Origin of the sequence: Streptomyces sp. NPDC007917, assembly GCF_042959105.1 — a bacterium.
Classification (GTDB): Bacteria; Actinomycetota; Actinomycetes; order Streptomycetales; family Streptomycetaceae; genus Streptomyces.
The window spans coordinates 1-21,934 of record NZ_JBIBKK010000051.1 but is presented as its reverse complement, the minus strand read 5'-3'; the positions used below and the strand labels follow the sequence as shown (position 1 = coordinate 21,934).

The window sequence follows — 21,934 nt, the reverse complement described above, 5'->3', positions numbered from 1 at the left end:
CTATCCACCCCAGCCTGCGGTCTCCCGCAGCCACTGATCGACGCGGCGGGCGGTCGCCTCCGCATGCTCCTCCAGCATGGTGAAGTGGTCCCCGGCCACATCCATGACCGTGTGGGGCACCCCCCAGACCGGCGGCGACTGTTCCCCGTCCCGGCCCCGCAGGAAGAGGGCCGGGGTGTCGATCGGCGGTGGTGTCCAGCCCGAGAAGATGCGGAAGTAGCCGCCCATCGCGGTGAGCCGGGTGTAGTCCACTTCGACGAATTCGGTGACCCGGTCGAAGATCTCGCTGGTCAGCGCGGAGGCGACGGGTGCGATCCCCTCATCGGGCAGATACGCGTCCATGGCCACGACCGCCTCGGGGAAGACCCCCAGGCCCTCCAGGTGACTGGTCACGCTGTAGGTGAGCCAGCCGCCCGCGGAATGCCCGGCGAGCGCGAAGGGCGCACCGTCGGTGAAGCGCAGGACGGCTTCGGCGAACATGTGGGTCACGGCGTCGACATCGGCCGGCAGGAGCTCGCCCACGAGGAAGCCCGGCGCCGGCGCGTACCAGACGTCGCGCAGCCCCTGGAGCGCGGAGGCGAAGCGCGAGTACTGGTACGCGCTGGAGATCGCGGCCACGGTGGGGAGGCAGATCAGCGCGGGAGGGGTGGGCTCGGTGGACTCGGTGGCCTCGCCGCGCGGTGTGGTGTCCGCTGCCGCGGCTTGGGCGAGCCGCACGAACTTCGGTGCCACCTCGTCAGAGCCGACGTCGAAGGAGGGCCGGAAGACCGAGGCGGCCGACAGCAATTGCATGGCTTCCTGGATGCGTCCGGTGTCATGTCCGACCCAGAAGAGGGATTCGACGGTGGCATCCGAGGGCCCTTCGCGACCGGCCGGATCACGGCCGACCGTGTCGCCATGAGCCGTGTCGCCATGGGTCTTGTCACCATGGGGCGTGTCGCGATTGACCGGGCCGTACGCGCGGTGCGCCGTCGGCCGTGCCCCGGCGTCGTCGGCCTCGATCTCCAGTCGTTCCCCCATATGGCGGGCCAGGGCGCCGGGGCTGGGGTGGTCGAAGACCAGTGTGGTGGCGAGGCGCAGGCCGGTGACGGCGCCGAGCCGGTTGCGCAGCTCCACCGCCGTCAGGGAGTCGAAGCCCAGCTCACGGAACTCCTCCCCCGCGTCGATGGGTTCGGCGGCGTCGTGGCCCAGGACGGCGGCGGCATGGGTACGGACCAGCTCCAGGAGGGCGTCGGCGCGCTCGGTGGCGTCGGGCAGCGCTGCGAGCCGTTCCCTCAGTGCGGCGGGTGTCTCACCGGCCGTGGTGGCGGTGGCGCCCGTGGCCGTGGCATCGCCGTCCATGGCCGTGGTGGCGGTGGCCGCCGCCCGGCGGGCGGGCGCCCGGACCAGGCCACGCAGAATGGCGGGCAGCCCCCCGGCCGCGGCCTGTGCGCGCAGGGCGCGGAAGTCCAGCGGGGTGGCCAGCAGCAGGGCCTCGTCGACCGTGCCGGCGGCGTCCACGAGGGCGAGCCCCTGTTCGTCGGTCAGCGGCGCCAGGCCACCCCGGGCCATACGGGCGCGATCGGTGGCCCCGAGGCGCCCCGTCATGCCGCTGTCCCGCGCCCACATCCCCCAGGCCAGGGACTGGCCCGGCAGGCCGAGCGCGCGCCGGTGGAGCATCAGCGCGTCGAGGAAGGCGTTGGCGGCCGTGTAGTTGCCCTGTCCGGGACTGCCGAAACTGGCCGCGGCCGAGGAGAAGACGACGAAGGCGTCGAGTCCGGCGTCGAGGGTCAGCTCGTGCAGATGCAGCGCGCCGATCGCTTTCGGTCCCACTACGGCGTCCATGCGCTGGGCGGTCAGCGAGGTGAGGATGCCGTCGTCGACCACGCCCGCCAGATGGATCACCGAACGGAGCGGATGCCGGGCGGGAACGCCGCTCAGCAGCTCGGCCACGGCGTGGCGGTCCGCCATGTCGCAGGCCCGGGCGGTGGCGTCGGCGCCCAGGCGGGTCAGCTCGGCCAGCAACTCCGGGACGCCGTCCGCGTCCGGTCCACGGCGACCGGCCAGCAGCAGGTGACGTACGCCATGAGCGGTCACGAGGTGTCGGGCGATCAGCCGGCCCAGGACCCCGGTGCCGCCCGTGATCAGCACGGTGCCGTCGGGGTCCCAGGTGCGCGGGGCGACGGCCTCCGCCGGGGTCCGCGCCTCTTCGCGGTCCGAGGGCGGTGCGGCGGCGTGGTCCACGGGCGGTGCGGCGACGGCGACGCGGCCCATGCGGGGCAGGTGGACCGTGCCGTCCCGGAGCGCGAACTGCGGGTCGCCGGCCAGCAGGGCCGCGGGCAGGGTCCGCTGGGAGTCGGGCCGCCCGTCGGTGTCCGCCAGCACGAACCGGTCGGGGTGCTCGTTCTGCGCCGAGCGGACCAGCCCCCACACAGGGGCGTACGCCAGGTCGGGCACCTCGTCCGCCGGTGTCGCGGCAATGGCGCCCTGTGTGACGAGGGCCAGTCGGCAGTCCGCGAAGCGTTCGTCGTCGAGCCAGCTCAGCAGCAGGTCCAGCGTGCCGTTGGTCGCCTGGCGCAGCGCGGCAGCGTTGGTCGAGGAGATCGGGTGGGCGAGGTGGTCACCGGGTGGGTCCTGCTGGCCGGCGTCCTGCGTCCGGCAGGAGAACACCACCATGTCGGGCGGCAGATCGCCTCGGGAGACGGCCTCGCCCACTGCGGCCAGGTGGGGATACGTCCGCCACGCCGCCCCGTCCGCGTCCAGGGCCTCTGCCAGGCCCGGCACCTCGGGTCCGACGAGGGCCCATCGGCGCCGGCCCACCGGCGCGGTGGGGGCGGCGGACCGCGGTGTCCACTCCAGGCGGAACAGCGCTTCGTGGTACGCGGTGCCTGCCGCCCGCAGCCGCTCGGCGGTGACCGGCCGGAAGGCCAGGGACCGCGCCTGGACCACCAGCCGCCCCGAGCCGTCCGTGGCCCGCAGTGCGATGGTGTCCTGCCCGACCGGTGTCAGCCGGACCCGCAGCGCCGAGGCGCCGGCGAGGCCGACCGTCACACCGCCCCAGGAGAACGGCAGTCGGCCGAGCTCTTGTGCGCCCGGCCCGGGTGTGGTGTCCAGACCGAGCGCGACGGGGTGCAGCGCCGCGTCGAGCAGCGCCGGGTGCAGTGCGTACCGTGCGGCGTCCGCCGCCTGTTCCCCGTCCAGCGCCACCTCGGCGAAGAACTCGTCCCCGCGCCGCCAGGCGGCCCGCAGCCCCTGGAACGCCGGCCCGTAGCCGAGGCCGACGACCGCCAGGTCGGCGTACCAGGTGGTCAGGTCCACAGGCGCGGCGTCCGGCGGCGGCCACGCCTCGGCCGTCTCGTGGTCCGCAGGCTCGTTCTCCACCGTCTCGTTCTCCGCCTGGTGGTTCTCCGCCTCGTGGCCCGCCGGGCCCGCCGCTCCGTCGAGCGGGTCGCCGCCGTGGGTCAGCACGCCGGTGGCGTGGCAGGTCCAGGTCTGATCCGCCGCCGGGTGCGAGTCGTCGCCGTGGCGGGAGGAGAGGGTGAAGGGGCGTCCGCCGTCCGGGGCGGGCGCGCCGAGCAGGAGTTGCAGGACCACGGAGCCGCGCTCCGGCAGCACCAGGGGCACCTGCAGGGCCAGCTCCTCCACGCTGTCGTAGCCGGCCTCGTCGCCCGCGCGGAGGGCCAGCTCCAGGATCGCGGTGCCCGGGAGCAGCACGGTGTCGAAGATGGCGTGATCGGCCAGCCAGGGGTGGGTACGCAGTGAGAGCCGCCCGGTGAACAGCAGCTCCTGGGATCCCGCCAGTTCCACGGCGGAGCCGAGGAGTGGGTGATCGGCGGGGCTCAGGCCGGCGGCGGACAGGTCTGCCGCCTGGCCATGGCTCCTGGGCCAGTAGCGGCGCCGGTCGAAGGCGTATGTCGGCAGCTCGACCCGGCTTCGGCCGGCCGGCCCGGCCGGGCCGCGGCCGATGACCGCCGGCCAGTCGACCCTCACGCCGTGGACATGGATCCGGGCGAGGGCGGTGAGCAGGGTGTGGGCCTCGGGCCGGTCCGGGCGCAGCACCGGGGCCGATACGACCCGCTCCACCGCGGAACCGGCGGTGGGCCCCGCCACGGACCTCGCGGCGCGCTCCGCAGCCGGGTGGGCCGCCGGGTCGCCTTCGGGGCCGTCCTCGGGGCGGTCCTCGGGATCGCCCACGGGATCGCCCAGGGGTTCGTCCTGGGCGAGGGCGGACAACGTGCCGTCCGGGCCCACCTCCAGGAAGGCACTGACGCCCTGTGCCCGCAGCCACGCCAGTCCGTCGTTGAACCGCACGGCGTGGCGGACGTGCCGCACCCAGTACTCCGGATCCGTCAGCTCACCGGGACGGGCGAGTTCTCCGGTCAGGTTCGACACCAGTGCGATGGCCGGTTCCACGTACGTCAGCGAGGCGGCGACCTCTCGGAACGCGTCCAGCATCGGCTCCATCAGCGGGGAGTGGAACGCGTGGCCGACTCGCAGCCGCCGGGTCCTGCGGCCCCGCGCGGCGAACGCGGCAGCCACACCGTCGACCGCGCTCCGCTCCCCCGAGACCACCACCGCCCCGGGCCCGTTCACCGCCGCCACCGACACCAGCGCCTCGCATCCCGTCAAGGCCTCCGCCACCTCGTCCTCGGTGGCCCGCAGCGCCACCATCGCCCCACCGGGCGGCAACTGCTGCATGAGGCGGCCGCGCTCTGCCACCAGCAGCGCGGCGTCCGGCAGGGTGAGGACCCCGGCGACGTGTGCGGCGGTCAGCTCGCCGAGGGAGTGGCCGATCACGAAGTCGGGGCGTACACCGAAGGACTCCAGCAGCCGGAACAGCGCCACTTCGATCGCGAACAGCGCGGGCTGGGCGTAGCGGGTACGGTCCAGCAGGGTGGACTCGTCCGTGCCGGGCGCGGCGTGCAGCAGTGGGCGCAGCGGCCGGTCCAGCCGGGTGTCCAGCTCGTCGACCACCGCGTCGAGGGCGTGGGCATACGCCGGAAATTCTGCGGCCAACTCCCGCCCCATGCCGATGCGTTGGCTGCCCTGGCCCGCGAACAGCAGCGCGAGCGCGGCGGTGGAGCCGGGCCGTGGCGCGCCCGTCACCAGGCCGGGGGCGGACACTCCGGCGGCGAGGGCGTCCAGGCCGCGTACGAAGCCCTCGCGATCCTCGGCCACGAGGACGGCGCGGCGCTCGAACACCGCCCGCTCGGTCATCAGCGCCCGCGCGACCTCCACGGGCCTCAGGTTCTCCTCCCCGGCCGCGAGCGCCCGCAGCCGGCGTGCCTGGCCCCGCAGCGCCCTCTCGGTGCGCGCCGACACCACCCATGGCACCACCGTGGGTACGGCCGCCGCCCGGCCCTCGTCCGGGGCTTCCTCGGCCCGCGTCTCCTCCGCGTCTTGGGAGGCGGGCTCGGGCCGGGGTTCCTCGGGGGCCTGTTCCAGGATGACGTGGGCGTTGGTGCCGCTGACCCCGAAGGAGGAGATCCCGGCGCGCCGGGGGTGTCCGTTCCGTGGCCATGGCACCGGCTCGTTCAGCAGCCGCACCCGGCCCGAGGACCAGTCCACGTGCGGCGACGGGTCGCCGGCGTACAGGCTCGGTGGCAGCAGGCCGTGCTGGAGTGCCAGCACCATCTTGATCACACCGGCGACTCCGGCCGCCGCCTGCGTATGTCCGATGTTCGACTTCACCGACCCCAGCCACAGCGGGCGGCCCTCTGGACGGTCCTGGCCGTACGTGGCGAGGATCGCCTGTGCCTCGATCGGGTCCCCCAGCCTCGTCCCCGTGCCGTGCCCCTCCACCGCGTCGATCCCGGTGGCGGGGACGCCGGCGTTGGCGAGGGCCTGGCGGATCACCCGCTGCTGCGACGGTCCGTTGGGCGCGGTGAGCCCGTTGCTCGCCCCGTCCTGGTTCACCGCGCTGCCGCGCACGACCGCGAGCACCCGGTGTCCGAGGCGTCGCGCGTCGGAAAGGCGCTCCAGCAGCAGTACTCCCACGCCCTCGGACCAGCCGACCCCGTCGGCGGCGGCCGAGTACGCCTTGCACCGGCCGTCGGCGGCGAGCCCCCGCTGACGGGAGAACTCCTGGAAGGCGGCCGGTGTGGACATCACCGTCGCCCCGCCGGCCAGGGCCAGCGAGCACTCGCCCGACCGCAGCGACTGAGACGCCAGGTGCAACGCCACCAGCGACGAGGAACACGCCGTGTCCACCGTCACCGCGGGGCCCTCGAAGCCGAAGGTGTACGCGAGCCGGCCGGACAGCACACTGCCGGAGACGCCGGTCAGCGCGTACCCTTCCAGCTCCGGCCCGCCCCGCCGCACCACCTCGGCGTAGTCCTGGAGCGCGAGCCCGGCGAACACGCCGGTGCGGCTGCCGCCCAGCGACTTCGGATCGATTCCGGCCCGCTCCAGGGCCTCCCAGGAGGTCTCCAGCAGCAGCCGCTGCTGCGGGTCCATCGCCAGCGCCTCACGCGGGCTGATCCCGAAGAACCCCGCGTCGAAGTCCGCCGCGTCGTAGAGGAAACCGCCCTCTCGCGCGTACGAGGTGCCGGGCCGCTCCGGATCCGGGTCGTGGAGGGTTTCCATGTCCCAGCCCCGGTCGGCCGGGAACTCCGCGATGGCGTCCTTGCCCGAGGCCAGCAGCTCCCAGAACTCCTCCGCGGAGCGGACACCACCGGGGAAGCGGCACGCCATCCCCACCACGGCGATCGGCTCGTCCGTCCCCACCGCCTCGCGGGCCACCGGCGCGGGCGAGCCGGTGGCCTGCCCGCCGCCGAACAGCAGCTCCCGCACGGCGTGGGCGAGCGCGGCCGGGTTGGGGTGGTCGAAGACGACGGTGGCGGGCAGTAGCAGGCCGGTGGCGATGTTCAGCCGGTTGCGCAGTTCCACGGCGGTCAGCGAGTCGAAGCCCAGTTCGCGGAAGGCGCGCTCCGGTGGCACGGCCGCCGGCCCGTCGTGCCCGAGGACGGCCGCCGCGTGGGCACGGACCAACTCGGTGAGCGTCCGCAGCTGCTCGTCCGCGGCCAGTCCGGCCAGCCGCGCCCGCAGCGCACCGTCGGGCTCGCGGCCGGCGCCGCCGCGGACGAGCTGCCACGCCTCATGCGCTTCGGGGATCTCGCCGATCAGGGGGTCGAGCCCGTCCTCGGTCGCGGTCTCCACCAGGTGCCGCCAGTCGATGTCGGCGACGGTCAGGCAGGTCTCGCCGTGGTCAAGCGCCTGTCCCAGCGCGTCCAGGGCGATCCGCGGGTCGAGGGCCGTCACGCCGGGGGCGCTCCGAGGCCACGCCGCCTCGGCGCCCTCTGTGCCGTTCTCTCCGGCGCCGTCGACAGCCCAGGGGCCCCATGCCATGGACAGCCCCGGCAGCCCCAGGCCACGGCGCCGGCGCGCCAGCGCCGCCGCCTCGGCACAGGCGCCGTGTCCCGGGGCGCCGAGGATCGGCGCGGCCGACGAGAACACCACGAACGCCGAAAGGTCGGTGTCGCGTGTCAGCTCGTGCAGATTCCATGCCCCCGCCATGCCGTCGTCCCCCTGTGCCGTATGCACAACGGCGCGCAGGGGATACTCCTCCGGGATGGCGGTCAGCAGTTCCGCCAGCGCTTGACGGTCGGCCGGGTCGTACGCCGCCGTCGTCACCCGCACCCCTGCCTTGGCGAGTTCGTCCGCGACCCCGAACCCGTCACCGTCCTCGTCGAGGAGCAGGAGGTGTTCGGCGCCGCGGGCGGCCAGCCACCGGGCCGTATGAGGGCCCGGCCCGCTCGCGCCGCCGGTGATCAGTACGGTGCCCCCGGGCCGCCACGCGCGCTCCGCGACCGCCCCGGTCAGCGGGGCCCGCACCAACCGGCGTACGAACACCCCCGAGGTCCGCACCGCACACGCACGCTCGTCGCCGTGGAGGACCCCGACCAGCCCCTCGATGACCCTGCGGTCCGGCGCGCCCGCGACATCGACCAGCCCACCCCGCCGCCGCGGAGCCTCGAGCCCCACTCTGCGAGCCGCGTCCCACACTCGGGCCGACGCCCGGGAAGCGGGCGCGTCGTCGCCGTCACACGACACCGCCCCGCTGGTCACACACCACAGCCGAGCCTGCGTGCCCGATTCACCCAGGTCGGCCAGGGTCCGTACGAGAGCCCCCAGCAGCGATTCCGCCGCCCCGTCATCCGCCGCCAGCACCAGCCCCTTGACCCCGGGCGCCGGCTCCGCCTCGGCCCGCAACCGTTCGACCAGCGCCTCACGGTCGTCCGGCCCCGGCTCCCGGGGTACGCGCAGCACGCGCGCACCGGCCCGCTCCAGCCCCTCGACGACGTCCGGTAGCGCTCCGTCCGGGGCCACCACCAGCCAACGCCCCATGAGCGCCACCGTGCCACCGCCCCCGGTCGGTCGCCACACCTCCCGGTAGCGCAGGCCGTCCACCGTCTCGCGATCGCGGCACCGCTGCCGCCACGCCTCCAGGGCCGGCACCAGCGCCTCCAGCGAGGCCCCCTCGCCCACCCCCAGCAACCGCCCCACGCCCGCGACATCGCCTCGCCGGACCGCGGCCCACAACGGCTCGTCGGCACCTGGGGCCGCGCCACCGCTCACCGCCCCCGCGGGCGCGGGCTCCAGCCAGAACCGGTGCCGTTCGAAGGCGTATGTGGGCAGGTCGACACCGCACCGGCGGCCGGCTGCCGGTCCCACGGCCGGGGACCAGTCCACCGCGCCACCTGAGACGAAAAGCCGCGCCACGGAGGCCAGGAAGCGGCTCAGCCCCCCTTCCCCGCGCCGCAGCGTGCCCAGCACCAGGGCGTCCGTGGCGCCCAGCGCGTCAAGGGTCTCCTGAACGCCAACCGAGACGGCCGGGTGCGGGCCGGACTCGATGAAGACCGTGTGGCCGTTCTCGACGAGCGCGCGGGTGGCGTCCTGGAAGCGCACCACCTGGCGCAGATTGCGGTACCAGTACTCGGCGTCGAGGCCGCTGCCGTCCATGCGTTCGCCGGTGACGGTGGAGTACAGGGGGATGTCGCCGGTGCGGGGGCGGATCGGGGCGAGCAGGGCGAGCAGGCGCTCGTGGATGGCCTCGACCTGCGGGGAGTGGGAGGCCCAGTCGACTTTGAGCTTACGCGCCCGGACACCGTCCGCGGCCAGCTCCGCCAGCAGCGCGTCCACGGCCTCGGGGGTCCCGGAGACCACGGCTGAGCCCGCGCCGTTGTCGGCCGCGACACACAGCCGCCCGCCCCACGGCGCGAGGCGCGGTTCGAGTTCCGCGGCGGGCATGCCGACCGAGACCATCGCGCCCCGCCCGGCCAGCGCGGACAGCGCCTGGCTGCGCAGCGCGGCGATCCGTACGGCGTCTTCCAGCGACAGCGCGCCGGCGACATACGCCGCGGCGATCTCGCCCTGGGAGTGGCCGGCCACCGCGTCGGGCCGCACACCGTATGAACGCCACAGCGCCGCCAGCGACACCATGACCGCGAAGAGCACCGGCTGGACCACGTCCAGCCGGTCCAGGGGCGGGGCGCCCGGCTCGCCGCGCACCACGTCGTTCAGTGACCAGTCGACGTAGGGTGCGAGGGCTTCCGCGCATGCCGCCATCTGGTCGGCGAACACGGGCGCGGTGTCCAGGAGCTCGGCGGCCATGCCCTCCCATTGGGTGCCCTGGCCGCCGAACAGCATCGCGACGCCGCCGTGGGCGACCGGGCCGGGCTCCCCCTCGACCAGTCCGGCGGCCGGAGCGCCGGTGGCCAGCGCCTCCAGGCCGCGTACGAGTTCGTCGCGGTCCTCGGCCACGACGACGGCGCGGTGCTCGAAGACCGCCCGCTCGGTGGCCAGAGCACGGGCCACCTCCGGGAACGCATCGTGGTCCGCGACGAACTCCCGCAACCGCTGTGCCTGTCCCCGCAGGGCGCCCTGCGAACGCGCCGAGATGACACAGGGCACCACCGGCGATCCGCTCGCAGGCCCGGACACCGGCGCGGCCTCCTCCGGCGCCTGCTCAAGGATGACGTGCGCGTTGGTGCCACTGACCCCGAACGACGACACCCCCGCCCGGCGCGGACGCCCGCTCTCCGGCCACGGCACCGACTCGCTCAACAGCCGCACCCGACCGGCCGACCAATCCACATGAGGGGTAGGGGCGTCCACATGCAGACTCGGCGGCAACACCTCATGCCGCATCGCCAACACCATCTTGATCACACCGGCGACCCCGGCCGCCGCCTGCGTATGCCCGATATTCGACTTCACCGACCCCAGCCACAACGGCCGACCCTCCGCACGATCCTGACCATACGTGGCAAGAATCGCCTGCGCCTCGATCGGATCCCCCAGCGTCGTCCCCGTACCGTGCCCCTCCACCGCGTCGACCTCCCGGGCCGTCAGACTCGCCGCGGCCAGCGCCTGCCGGATCACCCGCTGCTGCGACGGACCATTGGGCGCCGTCAAACCATTCGACGCCCCATCCTGATTCACCGCACTGCCCCGCACCACCGCCAACACCCGATGCCCCAACCGCCGCGCATCCGACAACCGCTCCACCAGCAGCATCCCCACCCCTTCGGACCAGCCGACGCCGTCCGCCGCGGCGGCGTACGGCTTGCACCGCCCGTCGGCCGCGAGGCCGCGCTGACGGGAGAACTCGACGAACACGCCCGGCGTCGACATCACCGTCACCCCACCCGCCAACGCCAGCGAGCACTCCCCCGACCGCAACGACTGACACGCCAAATGCAACGCCACCAACGACGACGAACACGCCGTATCCACCGTCACCGCAGGACCCTCGAAACCAAAGCAGTACGACAGCCGACCCGACAGCGCGCTGCCCGAGATGCCGGTCATCGCATAGCCCTCAAAATCCTCGCCGGCGTGCCGCAGCAGCTCCGCGTAATCCTGCTGGGCCATGCCCACGAAGGCGCCGGTACGGCTGCCCCGCAGGTCGGCGGGGTCGAGGCCGGCCTTTTCCAAGGTCTCCCAGGAGGTCTCCAGCAGCAGCCGTTGCTGCGGGTCCATCGCCAGCGCCTCACGCGGGCTGATCCCGAAGAACCCCGCGTCGAAGTCCGCGGCGTCGTAGAGGAAACCGCCCGCTCGGGCATACGGGTTGCCGGGCCGCTCCGGATCGACATCGGCATCGTGCAGCGCCGACATGTCCCAGCCCCGGTCCCTCGGGAAGCCCGCGATCGCGTCCCTGCCCTGGGCCAGCAGCTCCCAGAAGTCCTCCGCGGAGCGGACACCGCCGGGGAAGCGGCACGCCATCCCCACCACGGCGATCGGCTCGTCCGTCGCCAGGGGCCGAAGGTCGGCGGAGGACGGCCCACCGGCTGTTCCGGGCGCGCCGAACAGCTGCTCCCATGTGTGCTGGGCGAGCGCGGCCGGATGGGGGTAGTCGAACACCGCGGTGGCGGGCAGCCTCAGGCCGGTGGCAGCGTTGAGCCGGTTGCGCAGCTCCACGGCGGTCAGCGAGTCGAAGCCCAGCTCGCGGAAGGCGCGCTCCGGCGGCACGGCCGCCGGCCCGGCGTGGCCGAGCACGGTGGCCGCGTACGTACGGACCAACTCGACCACCGCACGCCGCTGTTCGTCCGCCGCCAGCCCGGCCAGCCTCGCCCGGAGCGTTCCGACGGCCTCGGCGGCGCCGCGGCCCGCGGCCTCCCAAGCCGCCCGGGCTTCGGGGATGCCGCTGATCAAGGGGTCGAGTCCAGTGGCGGGGGCGTGGTCGACGAAGGCGCGCCAGTCGATGTCCGCGACGGTCAAGCAGGTCTCGCCGTGCTCCAGTGCCTGCCCGAGCGCCGTCAGGGCCAGCCGGGGGTCCATGGCCGCCATGCCGTGGCGGCGCAACCGCCCGTGGTCCGGAGTCGATTCCGAGGTGGCTTCCGAGGTGGATTCCGCCATCCCGCCGCCGGCCCAGGCGCCCCACGCCACCGACAGCCCCGGCAGCCCGAGGCCGCGTCGATGCCGGATCAGCGCGTCCATCTCTGCGTTCGCCGCGGCGTAGCCGCCCTGTCCCGCCGAGCCGAACGTCGCCGCCGCCGAGGAGAACACCACGAAGGCCGTCAGGTCGGCCCCACGCGTCAGCTCGTGCAGTTGCCACGCGCCCACCGCTTTGGCCTGCCGCGCCGCCTCCAGCCGCTCCGGGGTCAGCGTCGCCAGGACGGCGTCGTCCAGCGCGCCCGCCGCATGCACCACCGCCGTCAGCGGGGCGTCCTCGGGCACCCCGGCCAGGACCCGCGCCAGCGCGTCGCGATCGGCCACATCGCACGCCGCCACGGTCACCCGCGCCCCCAGCCCGGCCAGCTCGTCGCGGAGCCCGGCGGCGCCTTCGGCCGCCTCGCCACGCCGGCTCAGCAGCAAAAGATGCAGCGGGCCGCGGCCGGCCAGCCACCGAGCCACGTGCGCGCCCAGCCCGCCGGTACCGCCGGTGATCAGCACCGTGCCGTACGGCCGCCACTCCCGCCCCGGCTCAGCCCCGGCCAGCGGGGCCCGTTCCAGCCGGCGTACGAACACCCCGGAGGCCCGCACCGCGCACTCCCGCTCGGGCCCCGCCAACGCCCGCACCAGGCTCCGCACCGCCCGCCCGTCCAGCGGGTCCGGAACATCGACCAATCCGCCCCACACCTCAGGAGCCTCAAGGGCGGCCACCCGGCCCAGCCCCCACACCTGGCCAAGCCCGGGCGACACCACCGCATCCCCGCCGCCCACCGAGACGGCGCCGTGCGTCACACACCACAGCCGAGCCGCCATCCCCACGTCGCCCAGGGCCTGGAGCCACGCCAGGAGCAGCGCCCCCGCGTCCCGGCCGCCGCTCGCCAGGAGCAACGCCACACCGTCCACCTCGGCGTCGGGCCCCACCTCGGCCCGCAGCCGCTCCGCCACCGCCTCGCGCGCCACGCATCCCGCAACGGCGTGGAGAGCCGCCCTGGCCCCGGACCGCTCCAACTCCTCGACGACAGCCGATCCATCCACCCCCTCGGCCGCGACCACCAGCCAACGCCCCGTCGGCACCCCAGGGCCGCCCCCGTCGCCCGCCGGACGCCACACCTCCCGATAGCGCCACCCGTCCAGTACGCCACGGTCGCGACACCCTCGCCACCAAACCCCCAGCGCGGGCACCAGCGTCCCGAGGCAGGCCCCCTCGTCCACCCCCAGCAGCGCACCCACGCGCGGGACGTCGCCCCGCTCCACGGCCTCCCACAGCGGCCCCTCGCCACCTCCCGCCCAGGAGCCGCCAGGCCCGGCCGCCTCCAGCCAGTAGCGCTCCCGGTCGAAGGCATAGGTCGGCAGCTCGACCCCGCCGACCACGCCGGGCGCCCACCCCATCGCCCCTGGCCAGTCCACCTCCACCCCGGATACGAAGAGCCGCGCGAGGGCGGTGAGAAAGGTCTGGCTCTCGCCGCGGTCGGGGCGCAGGGCAGCGGCCAGGACGACGTCGTCGGCATCGACGCCGGCATCGGCTCCGGACTCTTCGGCGGCGGCTCCGGACTCTTCAGCGGCGGCTCCGTGCCCTTCGGCGGCGAAGGCGTCCTGAACCAGACCGCACAGTGTGCCGTCCGGGCCGAGCTCCAGAAACGTACGGACGCCCTGGTCCCGCAGCCACGCCACCCCGTCACCGAAACGCACCGCCGCGCGGGCGTGCCGCACCCAGTACTCCGGCGTGCCGTACTCCTCGGCGGGCAGCGGGGCGCCGGTCACGTTCGACACGACCGGGATACGCGCGGGGTGGTACGTCACGCGCTCCGCCTCCTGGCGGAACGCCTCCAGCATCGCGTCCATATGGGGCGAGTGGAAGGCGTGGCTCACCCTCAGCCGCCGCGTGCGGTGGCCGCGCTCCGCGCAGCGCCCGGCCAGCTCCCGCACGGCGTCCTCATCCCCGGACAGCACCACCGACCGGGGGCCGTTGACCGCGGCCAGGCCCACCCGGGCGGTCCCGGAAGCGCCGGTCTCCGCCTCCGCCAGCAGTCGGCCTGCCTCCCGCTCCGAGATCTCCACCGCCACCATGGCCCCGCCCGCGGGGAGCGCCTGCATCAGTCTGCCTCGGGAGACGACCAGCCGCGCCGCGTCCGGCAGCGACAGCACCCCGGCCACATGCGCGGCCACCAGCTCTCCCACCGAGTGTCCGAGCAGAAACCGGGGCCTGACCCCCGAGGTCTCCGCCAGCCGGTACAGCGCGACTTCCAGCGCGAACAGCGCGGGCTGCGCGAACTCGGTGCGCGCACACCGCTCGGATGCGGACGCGGACGCGTCGGCGTCCGCGAGGAGCAGCCGCCGTACGTCGGGGCCGCCCGCCGTCGTGAGCTCCGCGCATACGGCGTCGAAGGCTGTGGCGAACGCGGGAAACGCCGCGTACAGCTCACGTCCCATGCCGCAGCGCTGCGCACCCTGGCCCGTGAACAGCACCGCCACCATGGGTTCGTCGGTGTCGCTCCGCTCCGTCAGACTCTCCACCAGGTGGGGTGAGGGAGCGCCGGTGGTCAGTGCGTCCAGGCCACGTACGAGTTCGTCGCGGTCCTCGGCCACGACGACGGCGCGGTGCTCGAAGACCGCCCGCTCGGTGGCCAGAGCACGGGCCACCTCCGGGAACGCATCGTGGTCCGCGACGAACTCCCGCAACCGCTGTGCCTGTCCCCGCAGGGCGCCCTGCGAACGCGCCGAGATGACACAGGGCACCACCGGCGATCCGCTCAAGGGCCCGGACACCGGCGCGGCCTCCTCCGGCGCCTGCTCAAGGATGATGTGCGCGTTGGTACCACTGACCCCGAACGACGACACCCCCGCCCGGCGCGGACGCCCGCTCTCCGGCCACGGCACCGACTCGCTCAACAGCCGCACCCGACCGGCCGACCAATCCACATGAGGGGTAGGGGCGTCCACATGCAGACTCGGCGGCAACACCTCATGCCGCATCGCCAACACCATCTTGATCACACCGGCGACCCCCGCCGCCGCCTGCGTATGCCCGATATTCGACTTCACCGACCCCAGCCACAACGGCCGACCCTCCGCACGATCCTGACCATACGTGGCAAGAATCGCCTGCGCCTCGATCGGATCCCCCAGCGTCGTCCCCGTACCGTGCCCCTCGACCACGTCGACCTCCCGGGCCGTCAGACCCGCCGCGGCCAGCGCCTGCCGGATCACCCGCTGCTGCGACGGACCATTGGGCGCCGTCAAACCATTCGACGCCCCATCCTGATTCACCGCACTGCCCCGCACCACCGCCAACACCCGATGCCCCAACCGCCGCGCATCCGACAACCGCTCCACCAAGAGGACGGCCACGCCCTCCGACATGCCGACGCCATCGGCGGCAGCGGCGTACGGCTTGCACCGCCCGTCGGCCGCGAGGCCGCGCTGACGGGAGAACTCGACGAACACGCCCGGCGTCGACATCACCGTCACCCCACCCGCCAACGCCAGCGAGCACTCCCCCGACCGCAACGACTGACACGCCAAATGCAACGCCACCAACGACGACGAACACGCCGTATCCACCGTCACCGCAGGACCCTCGAAACCAAAGCAGTACGACAGCCGACCCGACAGCACCCCGCCGGCGTTGCCGTTGCCGACCAGCCCTTCGAGGCCATCGGGGAGTTCGAGCAGGCGCGTGGCGTAGTCGTGGTACATCATCCCGGCGAAGACGCCGGTGCGGCTCCCGCGCAGCGTGGCCGGGTCGATACCGGCGCCCTCCAGTGCCTCCCAGGAGGTCTCCAGCAGCAGCCGCTGCTGCGGGTCCATCGCCAGCGCCTCGCGCGGGCTGATCCCGAAGAACCCCGCGTCGAAGTCCGCCGCGTCGTGGAGAAATCCGCCGTGACGGGTGTACGACGTTCCGGTCCGCGCCTGATCCACATTCGGGTCGTACAGCGCCTCGATATTCCAACCCCGCTCCGCCGGGAATCCCGAAATGGCATCTCCGCCGGAGGCCAGCAGCTCCCAGAATTCTCCGGGCGACGCCACACCGCCGGGAAAGCGGCAGGCCATTCCCACGACGGCGACCGGCTCCTGCTCACCCGACTCGATCTCGGCCAGGCGGCGGCGCACCTGGACGAGTTCAGCGGTCGCCCGCTTGAGGTAGTCCCGAAGCTTTTCCTCATTGGCCATTTACGGCATCTCCTCGACATTCCTCAAGCCGTGAGTTGTCTCCTCAGGGCCGCCAGGGCGTCAGGCGATCTTAGGGAATTCGATATCGTTCGCTGCACCCCCTATGCACCCCAGAATGCGTCGAAGGCGCGCGGCCGTTCGCCACAAGAGGTGCAGTCTGTCTTCGCTCCTCGCTCTTCCTGAGCGCTTCTGGACTCCTCCCGAGAGGCGGTAGCCATGGAATCGTCCCGGTACGCCAGGCGCTTTCGCGGCCGATTGGTGCTGGTCATCGGCGCGGGCAGCGGGATCGGACGGGCGACGGCGGGCGCCTTCGCCGCGGCGGGGGCGCGGGTGATCTGTGCGGATCGGAACGCCGGAGCCGCCTCGACCAGCGCGGACCTGGCCAAGGTGCTGGGGGCCGCCGACGCGTGGGCGGAGGCCGTCGACGTAGCCGATGCGGCTGCCATGGAGCGGTTCGCCGAGCGCGTCTTCGACGCGCACGGGGTCGTGGACGTCCTGGTGAACAGCGCCGGCATCGGCATGTCGGGCCGGTTCCTCGACACGTCCGTCGCGGACTGGCGGCGCACGTTGGACGTGAACCTGTGGGGGGTCATTCACGGCTGCCGGCTCTTCGGCCGGCAGATGGCGGACCACGGACAGGGCGGGCACATCGTGACGATCGCGTCCGCGGCCGCCTTCCAACCCACGCGGGCGGTCCCCGCGTACGCGACGAGCAAGGCCGCCGTGGTGATGCTCAGCGAGTGTCTGCGGGCGGAGCTCGCGCAGTTCGGGGTCGGTGTGAGCGCGGTGTGCCCGGGCTTTGTGAACACCTCCTTCACGGCGGCGATGCACTTCGCGGGGGCGTCGGAACAGGAGCAGGCGCGACTGCGGCAGCGAGCTGTGCGGACGCTCGGGCGGCGCGGCTGTCCGCCGGAGAGGGTCGCCATGGCTGTGTTGCGCGCGGTCGCCCGCGACACGCCCGTGGCGACCGTGACGCCGGATGCGCATGTCGTACGCCTGATGAGCCGGTTCACGCCACGGCTGCGCCGTGCCGTGGCCCGGCTCGATCCACCCTCCTGACGGCGGTTGGCGACGGCCGCTACATGCCCGGTGGTGTGGGGGCGAGGGCCATGCCGCCGGAGGCGTCGACCAACTGCCCGGTGACCCAGCGGGCCTCGTCCGAGGCGAGGAGGGCGACGACGTCGGCGACGTCGGGCGGCTGGCCGAGCCGGCGGAGTGCGGTCATGGCGGCCACACCCTCGACCGCCCCGGGCACGTCGTGCAGCCACGTGTTGGTTTCGGTGCTGTCGGTGATGCCCGGCGCGACGGTGTTGACGGTGATCCCCCGGTGTCCCAGTTCGTTGGCCAGCCTGGGCGCCATGATCTCAAGGGCGCCCTTGCTCATGGCATAAGGAAGCAGCGGCCAGGCGATCCTGGTGACGGCGGAGGAGATGTTGATGATCCGTCCGCCGTCGGAGAGGAGCGGCAGGCACCGTTGGGTGACGAAGAACGGGGCCCGTACGTTGACGGCGAAGATGCGGTCGAAGTCCTCCGGGGTGATCTCGGAAATGCCCGCCACATAGCCCTCCGATTGCATGGCGGCGGGGTCATCCGGGTCAGCGTAAACAGCGGCGTTGTTCACCAGGATGTCCAGTGGTCGGCCCGCGAGCCCGGCCTCGAGCTCGCTGAAGAGCGTGTCAAGAGCGCCGTCGGCCGCGAAGTCCGCCCTGATGGCGAATGCCTGCCCGCCGGCCCGCTCGATCGAGGCAACCGTTTCCTCGGCGTCTTCCTTGCGCCGCCCGTAATGCACCGCCACCAGAACACCGTCCGCGGCGAGCCTTTGGGCGATGGCCGCACCGATGCCCCGCGACGCCCCGGTCACCAGTGCGGTTTTTCCAGCTGTTTGGGTCATGGCGACGACCTTCGCAACAGAGCGCACGGCACGGAACCCCCTGAAGACCCCGGAATTCAGCGCGAAGGGGACTCCACCGGAAGCCGAGCCGTGCGGGATACCCTACCGGGTTCGCGCAATCCATCGGGAAACACACCACCAGGAAATGAGTTCTGGATGACCAGTGTCACTCGGACAACGGCGGAACAGGATCCGGACATCCCCGTGCGGCGCGCGCTGAGCGCCGCACGGCGGGCGGAGGCCATCGCCTCCGCCACTCGCGCGGCCGCCTCCGAAGTGGACCGGGCGACGGAGGCCGGCGCCGCGGCGAGCACCACCGTGGTCGAGGCCGCGGAGGCTCTGTCCACCGCCGCCTCGGCCGCGGAAGCCGCGGCCCGGACCGCCAGGGACGCGGCCAAAGAATCCGCGCGAGCGACATCCACCGAAGCGGCCATGGCTGCAGCCGCCCGCGCGGCCGAGGCCGCGGCAGCCGCGGCCGCCGCCGGTGCCCAGGCCGGCCCCGCCGCGGAAGCGGCCGCCCGGGCGGAGGCCGAGGCCGCCGCGAAGGCCGCCGAGATCGCGAACGCGGTCGCGGAACACAGCCGCCGGGCGGCTGCCGAGGCAGCGGCCGTGGCCGAGGCGGCGGCCCAGGCCGCCGACGCGGCCCGAGCGGCTGCTGACGGCGGCACCGAAGCGGCGGCCGAGGCCGCCGAGGCCGCGGCGCTGCGGATGAACACCGACACCCCGTGGTTGAGGCATCACCTACCGGCCCAATGAGCCGAGTAATCCGGCTGAGCCGGATGAGCTGGGTGAGCCATATGGCATGAGCATCGTGACACAGGTGAACGGCGCCCGGCCTTCGTCGGGCGCCGCCATCCGTTTACGATGCCGCGATGATGTCACCGCGTGGGCTCAGTCCCGGCTGACCTCCTTGTCGATCTTGTCGATCTTGTCGATCTTGTCGATCAGCTCGAACATCTCATCGTCCGTGGCCGACTGGAGGTCCGGGCCCTCAGCGCCGCCGTTGTCGTCGGCGACACGGCCTCCCCTGCTCATCTTGCGGGCGAGGGACCGCAGGCGCTCCGTGAGGTCACTGCGCGTGTCGTCGTCGAGCGCCGAGTCGGAGACGGCGGACTCCAGTCTGGCCAGCTCAGCCAGCGCCGCCCTCGCCGTGGCCGCCGCCGAGGACGGCGTGTCCTGGCAGAGCTGGGTGCGCAGGTGGTCGGCGAGGGCGGCGGGGGTGGGGTGATCGAAGACGGTGGTCGCGGGCAGGGGGAGGGCGGTGGTCGCCTGAAGGCGGTTACGGAGTTCCACGGCGGCGAGGGAGTCGAAACCCAGCTCGCGGAAGGCCGCGTCCGGCCGTACGGCTGCAGCCGTGTCATGGCCCAGCACCGCGGCGGTGTGGGCGCGGACGATTCCGAGAAGCGTGTCGCGCTGCGCGGCGGCGTCCTGGGCTGCGAGGCGGGTACGGAGGTCGGCGGCGTCCTCGGCGCCTGGGGTGCGGCGACGGGCCGTACGGGCCGGGGCGACCCTGGAGAACAGGGGCGCGGGGGTCTCGTCGGCGCTCGAACCCCGCAGGTCCAGCCGGGCGGGCACCAGGGACGGCCAATCGCCGGCGAGGGCGGCGTCGAAGAGCGCGAGGGCGTCCTCGGTGGCGAGGGGGGCGAGCCCGGAGCGGGCGATGCGGGCCCGGTCGGCGCGGTCGAGGTGCCCGGTCATGCCGCTGCCCTGCTCCCACAGGCCCCACGCGAGCGAGAGGGCCGGCAGGCCCTGCGCCCTGCGGTGTTCGGCGAGGCCGTCGAGAAAGGCGTTGGCGGCGGCGTAGTTGCCCTGCCCGGCTGCGCCCAGGATGCCGGCGGCCGAGGAGAACAGGACGAAGGCGCGCGGCTGGGCGTGGCGGGTGAGCTCGTGCAGATGGAAGGCGGCGTCGGCCTTGGGCGCCAGCGCGGTGTCCAGATGTCGGGGAGTGAGGGAGGAGACGGTGGCGTCGTCCAGGACGCCCGCGGCGTGGACGACACCCGTCAACGGGTGCCGGGCGGGAATTCCCGCGATCAGATCGGCCAGTGCGCCGCGGTCGCCGGTGTCACAGGCGCGGACCGTCACCTCGGCGCCGAGGCCGGTCAGTTCCGCCCGCAGCTCGGTGGCGCCGGGCGCTTCAGGCCCACGTCGGGATGCCAGCACGAGGTGTCGTACGCCGTGGCGGCTGACCAGATGGCGGGCGAGCACCGCGCCGAGCACGCCGGTGCCGCCGGTGATCAGTACGGTGCCGTCGGGGTCGAACGCCGCGGGCGCGGGACCTTGGCCATCTGCGTCGGTGGGCGCGGGGCCGGGCACGGGGACGGGGACGGGCACTCGGGTCAGCCGGGGCACGAGGAGACGGTTCGCGCGCACGGCGATCTGCGGCTCGCCGCAGGCAAGCGCCGTCGGAACGACGGTCGGTGGCACTTCCCCGGCGTCGAGGTCAGGGTCGAGGTCCAGCAGGACGAACCGGCCGGGATGCTCCGACTGCGCGGAGCGCACCATGCCGCACACCGCCGCGCCCGCCAGGTCCGCCACGTCCTCCCCCGGTGTGGTGGCCACCGCACCACGGGTCACCACGACCAGCCGGCTCGAGGCCAGGCGCTCGTCGGCCAGCCACTCCTGCAGCAGACCCAGGATGCGCTGGGTGAGGGTCCGTACGTCCTCCGGGACGGCGGTGGCGTGCGCCTCGCGGCGACCGCAGTCGACCACGACCGCATCGGGCACCGCGGTCCCCGCCTCCAGCGTTGCGGCGGTCAGGTCGGCGAGGTTCGCGTATCCGCTTGCTGAGGGGAGAGGGCCGCAGGGCCCCACCGTGGCCAGGCGTTGCGCAGCGGACGACGACGTCGGGGCCGGGGCGGTCACCCACTCGACCGCGAAGAGCGAGTCCCGCCGCGCCGTGCCGGAGGCCGCCAGCAGTTCCCGCGTCGACACCGGGCGGACCGCGAGCGACGCGATCGAGGCCACCGGACGCCCCTCCCCGTCGACCGCGGTGACCGACCACGCGTGCCCGTCCCGCGCCTTGCCGTCGGGGGTGAGGCGCACCCGCAGGGTCGACGCTCCGGACCCGTGCAGACTCACCCCGCTGAAGGAGAACGGCAGGGCGCCGTGCGGGAGACCGTCGGCCGGGCGGAGGGCGGCGGCGTGCAGGGCGGCGTCCAGGAGGGCGGGGTGTACGGCGAACCGGGAGGCGTCGGCCTCCGCCGCCTCGGGAAGGCGTACCTCGGCGAAGATCTCCTCGCCACATCGCCAGGCCGCCCTCAGCCCCCGGAACACCGGCCCGTATCCGAAGCCCCGCGCCGTGTACCCGTCGTGCAGGCTCTCCAGGTCGTCTGCCGTGATCGCGACGGCGCCCTGCGGCGGCCAGACCGCCATCGCCGCGTCGCCTCGCGGATCGACGGGCCGTGCGATGACGCCATCCTGGCCGACCGGTTCGGGGCCGACCCGGCCCGTGGCATGGCGCACCCATGCGGCGTCCTCGTACGCGTCCTCGTGTCGGGAGGACACCGTCAGGGTTCGGCGCCCGTCTTCGTCCGGCGCCGCCACCCATGCCTGCACCTGCACCGCACCCTCATCCGGAATGAACAGCGCTGACTGGAGGGTGAGTTCCTCGATGCGGTGGCAGTCCACACGATGGCCCGCCTGAAGGGCGATCTCGACGAGGGCAGTCCCGGGGAGGACGACGGCGCCGGCGATGGTGTGATCGGCAAGCCAGGGGTGGGTGGACAGGGCGAGCCGACCGGTGAGCAGATAGCCCTCCCCTTCGGCCACTGCGACCGCCGCGCCCAGCAGCGGGTGATGCGCCGGGTCCAGGCCTACGGCTGTGATGTCTCCTGTTTGGTTGGGGGTGTTGAGCCAGTAGCGGTGGTGTTGGAAGGGGTAGGTGGGGAGGTTGGTGTGTTGGGGTGGTGGGGTGTGGTGTTGGTGGGTGGTGTGCCAGTTGATGGGGTGGCCGGTGGTGTGGGCGTGGGCGAGGGCGTGGAGGAATTGGTGGGTGTCGTC

4 protein-coding genes and 1 pseudogene are annotated in these 21,934 nt (G+C 73.7%); 2 read left to right on the top strand and 3 right to left on the bottom strand.

Features of this window, described 5'->3' with window-relative positions:
• On the bottom strand, positions 1-16,044 hold the full coding sequence (locus ACFZDL_RS46600) for a type I polyketide synthase (protein ID WP_391194531.1): 16,044 nt from the start codon (positions 16,042-16,044) through the stop codon (positions 1-3).
• A 222-nt stretch (positions 16,045-16,266) separates the two neighbouring features.
• Here ACFZDL_RS46600 and ACFZDL_RS46595 point away from each other — a divergent pair.
• Positions 16,267-17,103: pseudogene (locus tag ACFZDL_RS46595) on the top strand (SDR family NAD(P)-dependent oxidoreductase); the annotation flags it as partial.
• Between the two features lie 19 nt (positions 17,104-17,122).
• On the opposite strand, the gene ACFZDL_RS46590 reads toward ACFZDL_RS46595, so the two are convergent.
• Positions 17,123-17,935: an SDR family oxidoreductase gene (locus ACFZDL_RS46590; protein WP_353597252.1), complete on the bottom strand. Its 813-nt coding sequence runs from the start codon at positions 17,933-17,935 to the stop codon at positions 17,123-17,125.
• Between the two features lie 156 nt (positions 17,936-18,091).
• Between ACFZDL_RS46590 and ACFZDL_RS46585 the strand changes: the two genes are divergently transcribed.
• Positions 18,092-18,691: a hypothetical protein gene (locus tag ACFZDL_RS46585; RefSeq protein ID WP_353597253.1), complete on the top strand. Its 600-nt coding sequence runs from the start codon at positions 18,092-18,094 to the stop codon at positions 18,689-18,691.
• 135 nt (positions 18,692-18,826) lie between these two features.
• Here ACFZDL_RS46585 and ACFZDL_RS46580 read toward each other — a convergent pair.
• Positions 18,827-21,934: SDR family NAD(P)-dependent oxidoreductase (locus tag ACFZDL_RS46580; protein ID WP_353597254.1), on the bottom strand; the 3,108-nt coding region annotated here is incomplete at its 5' end.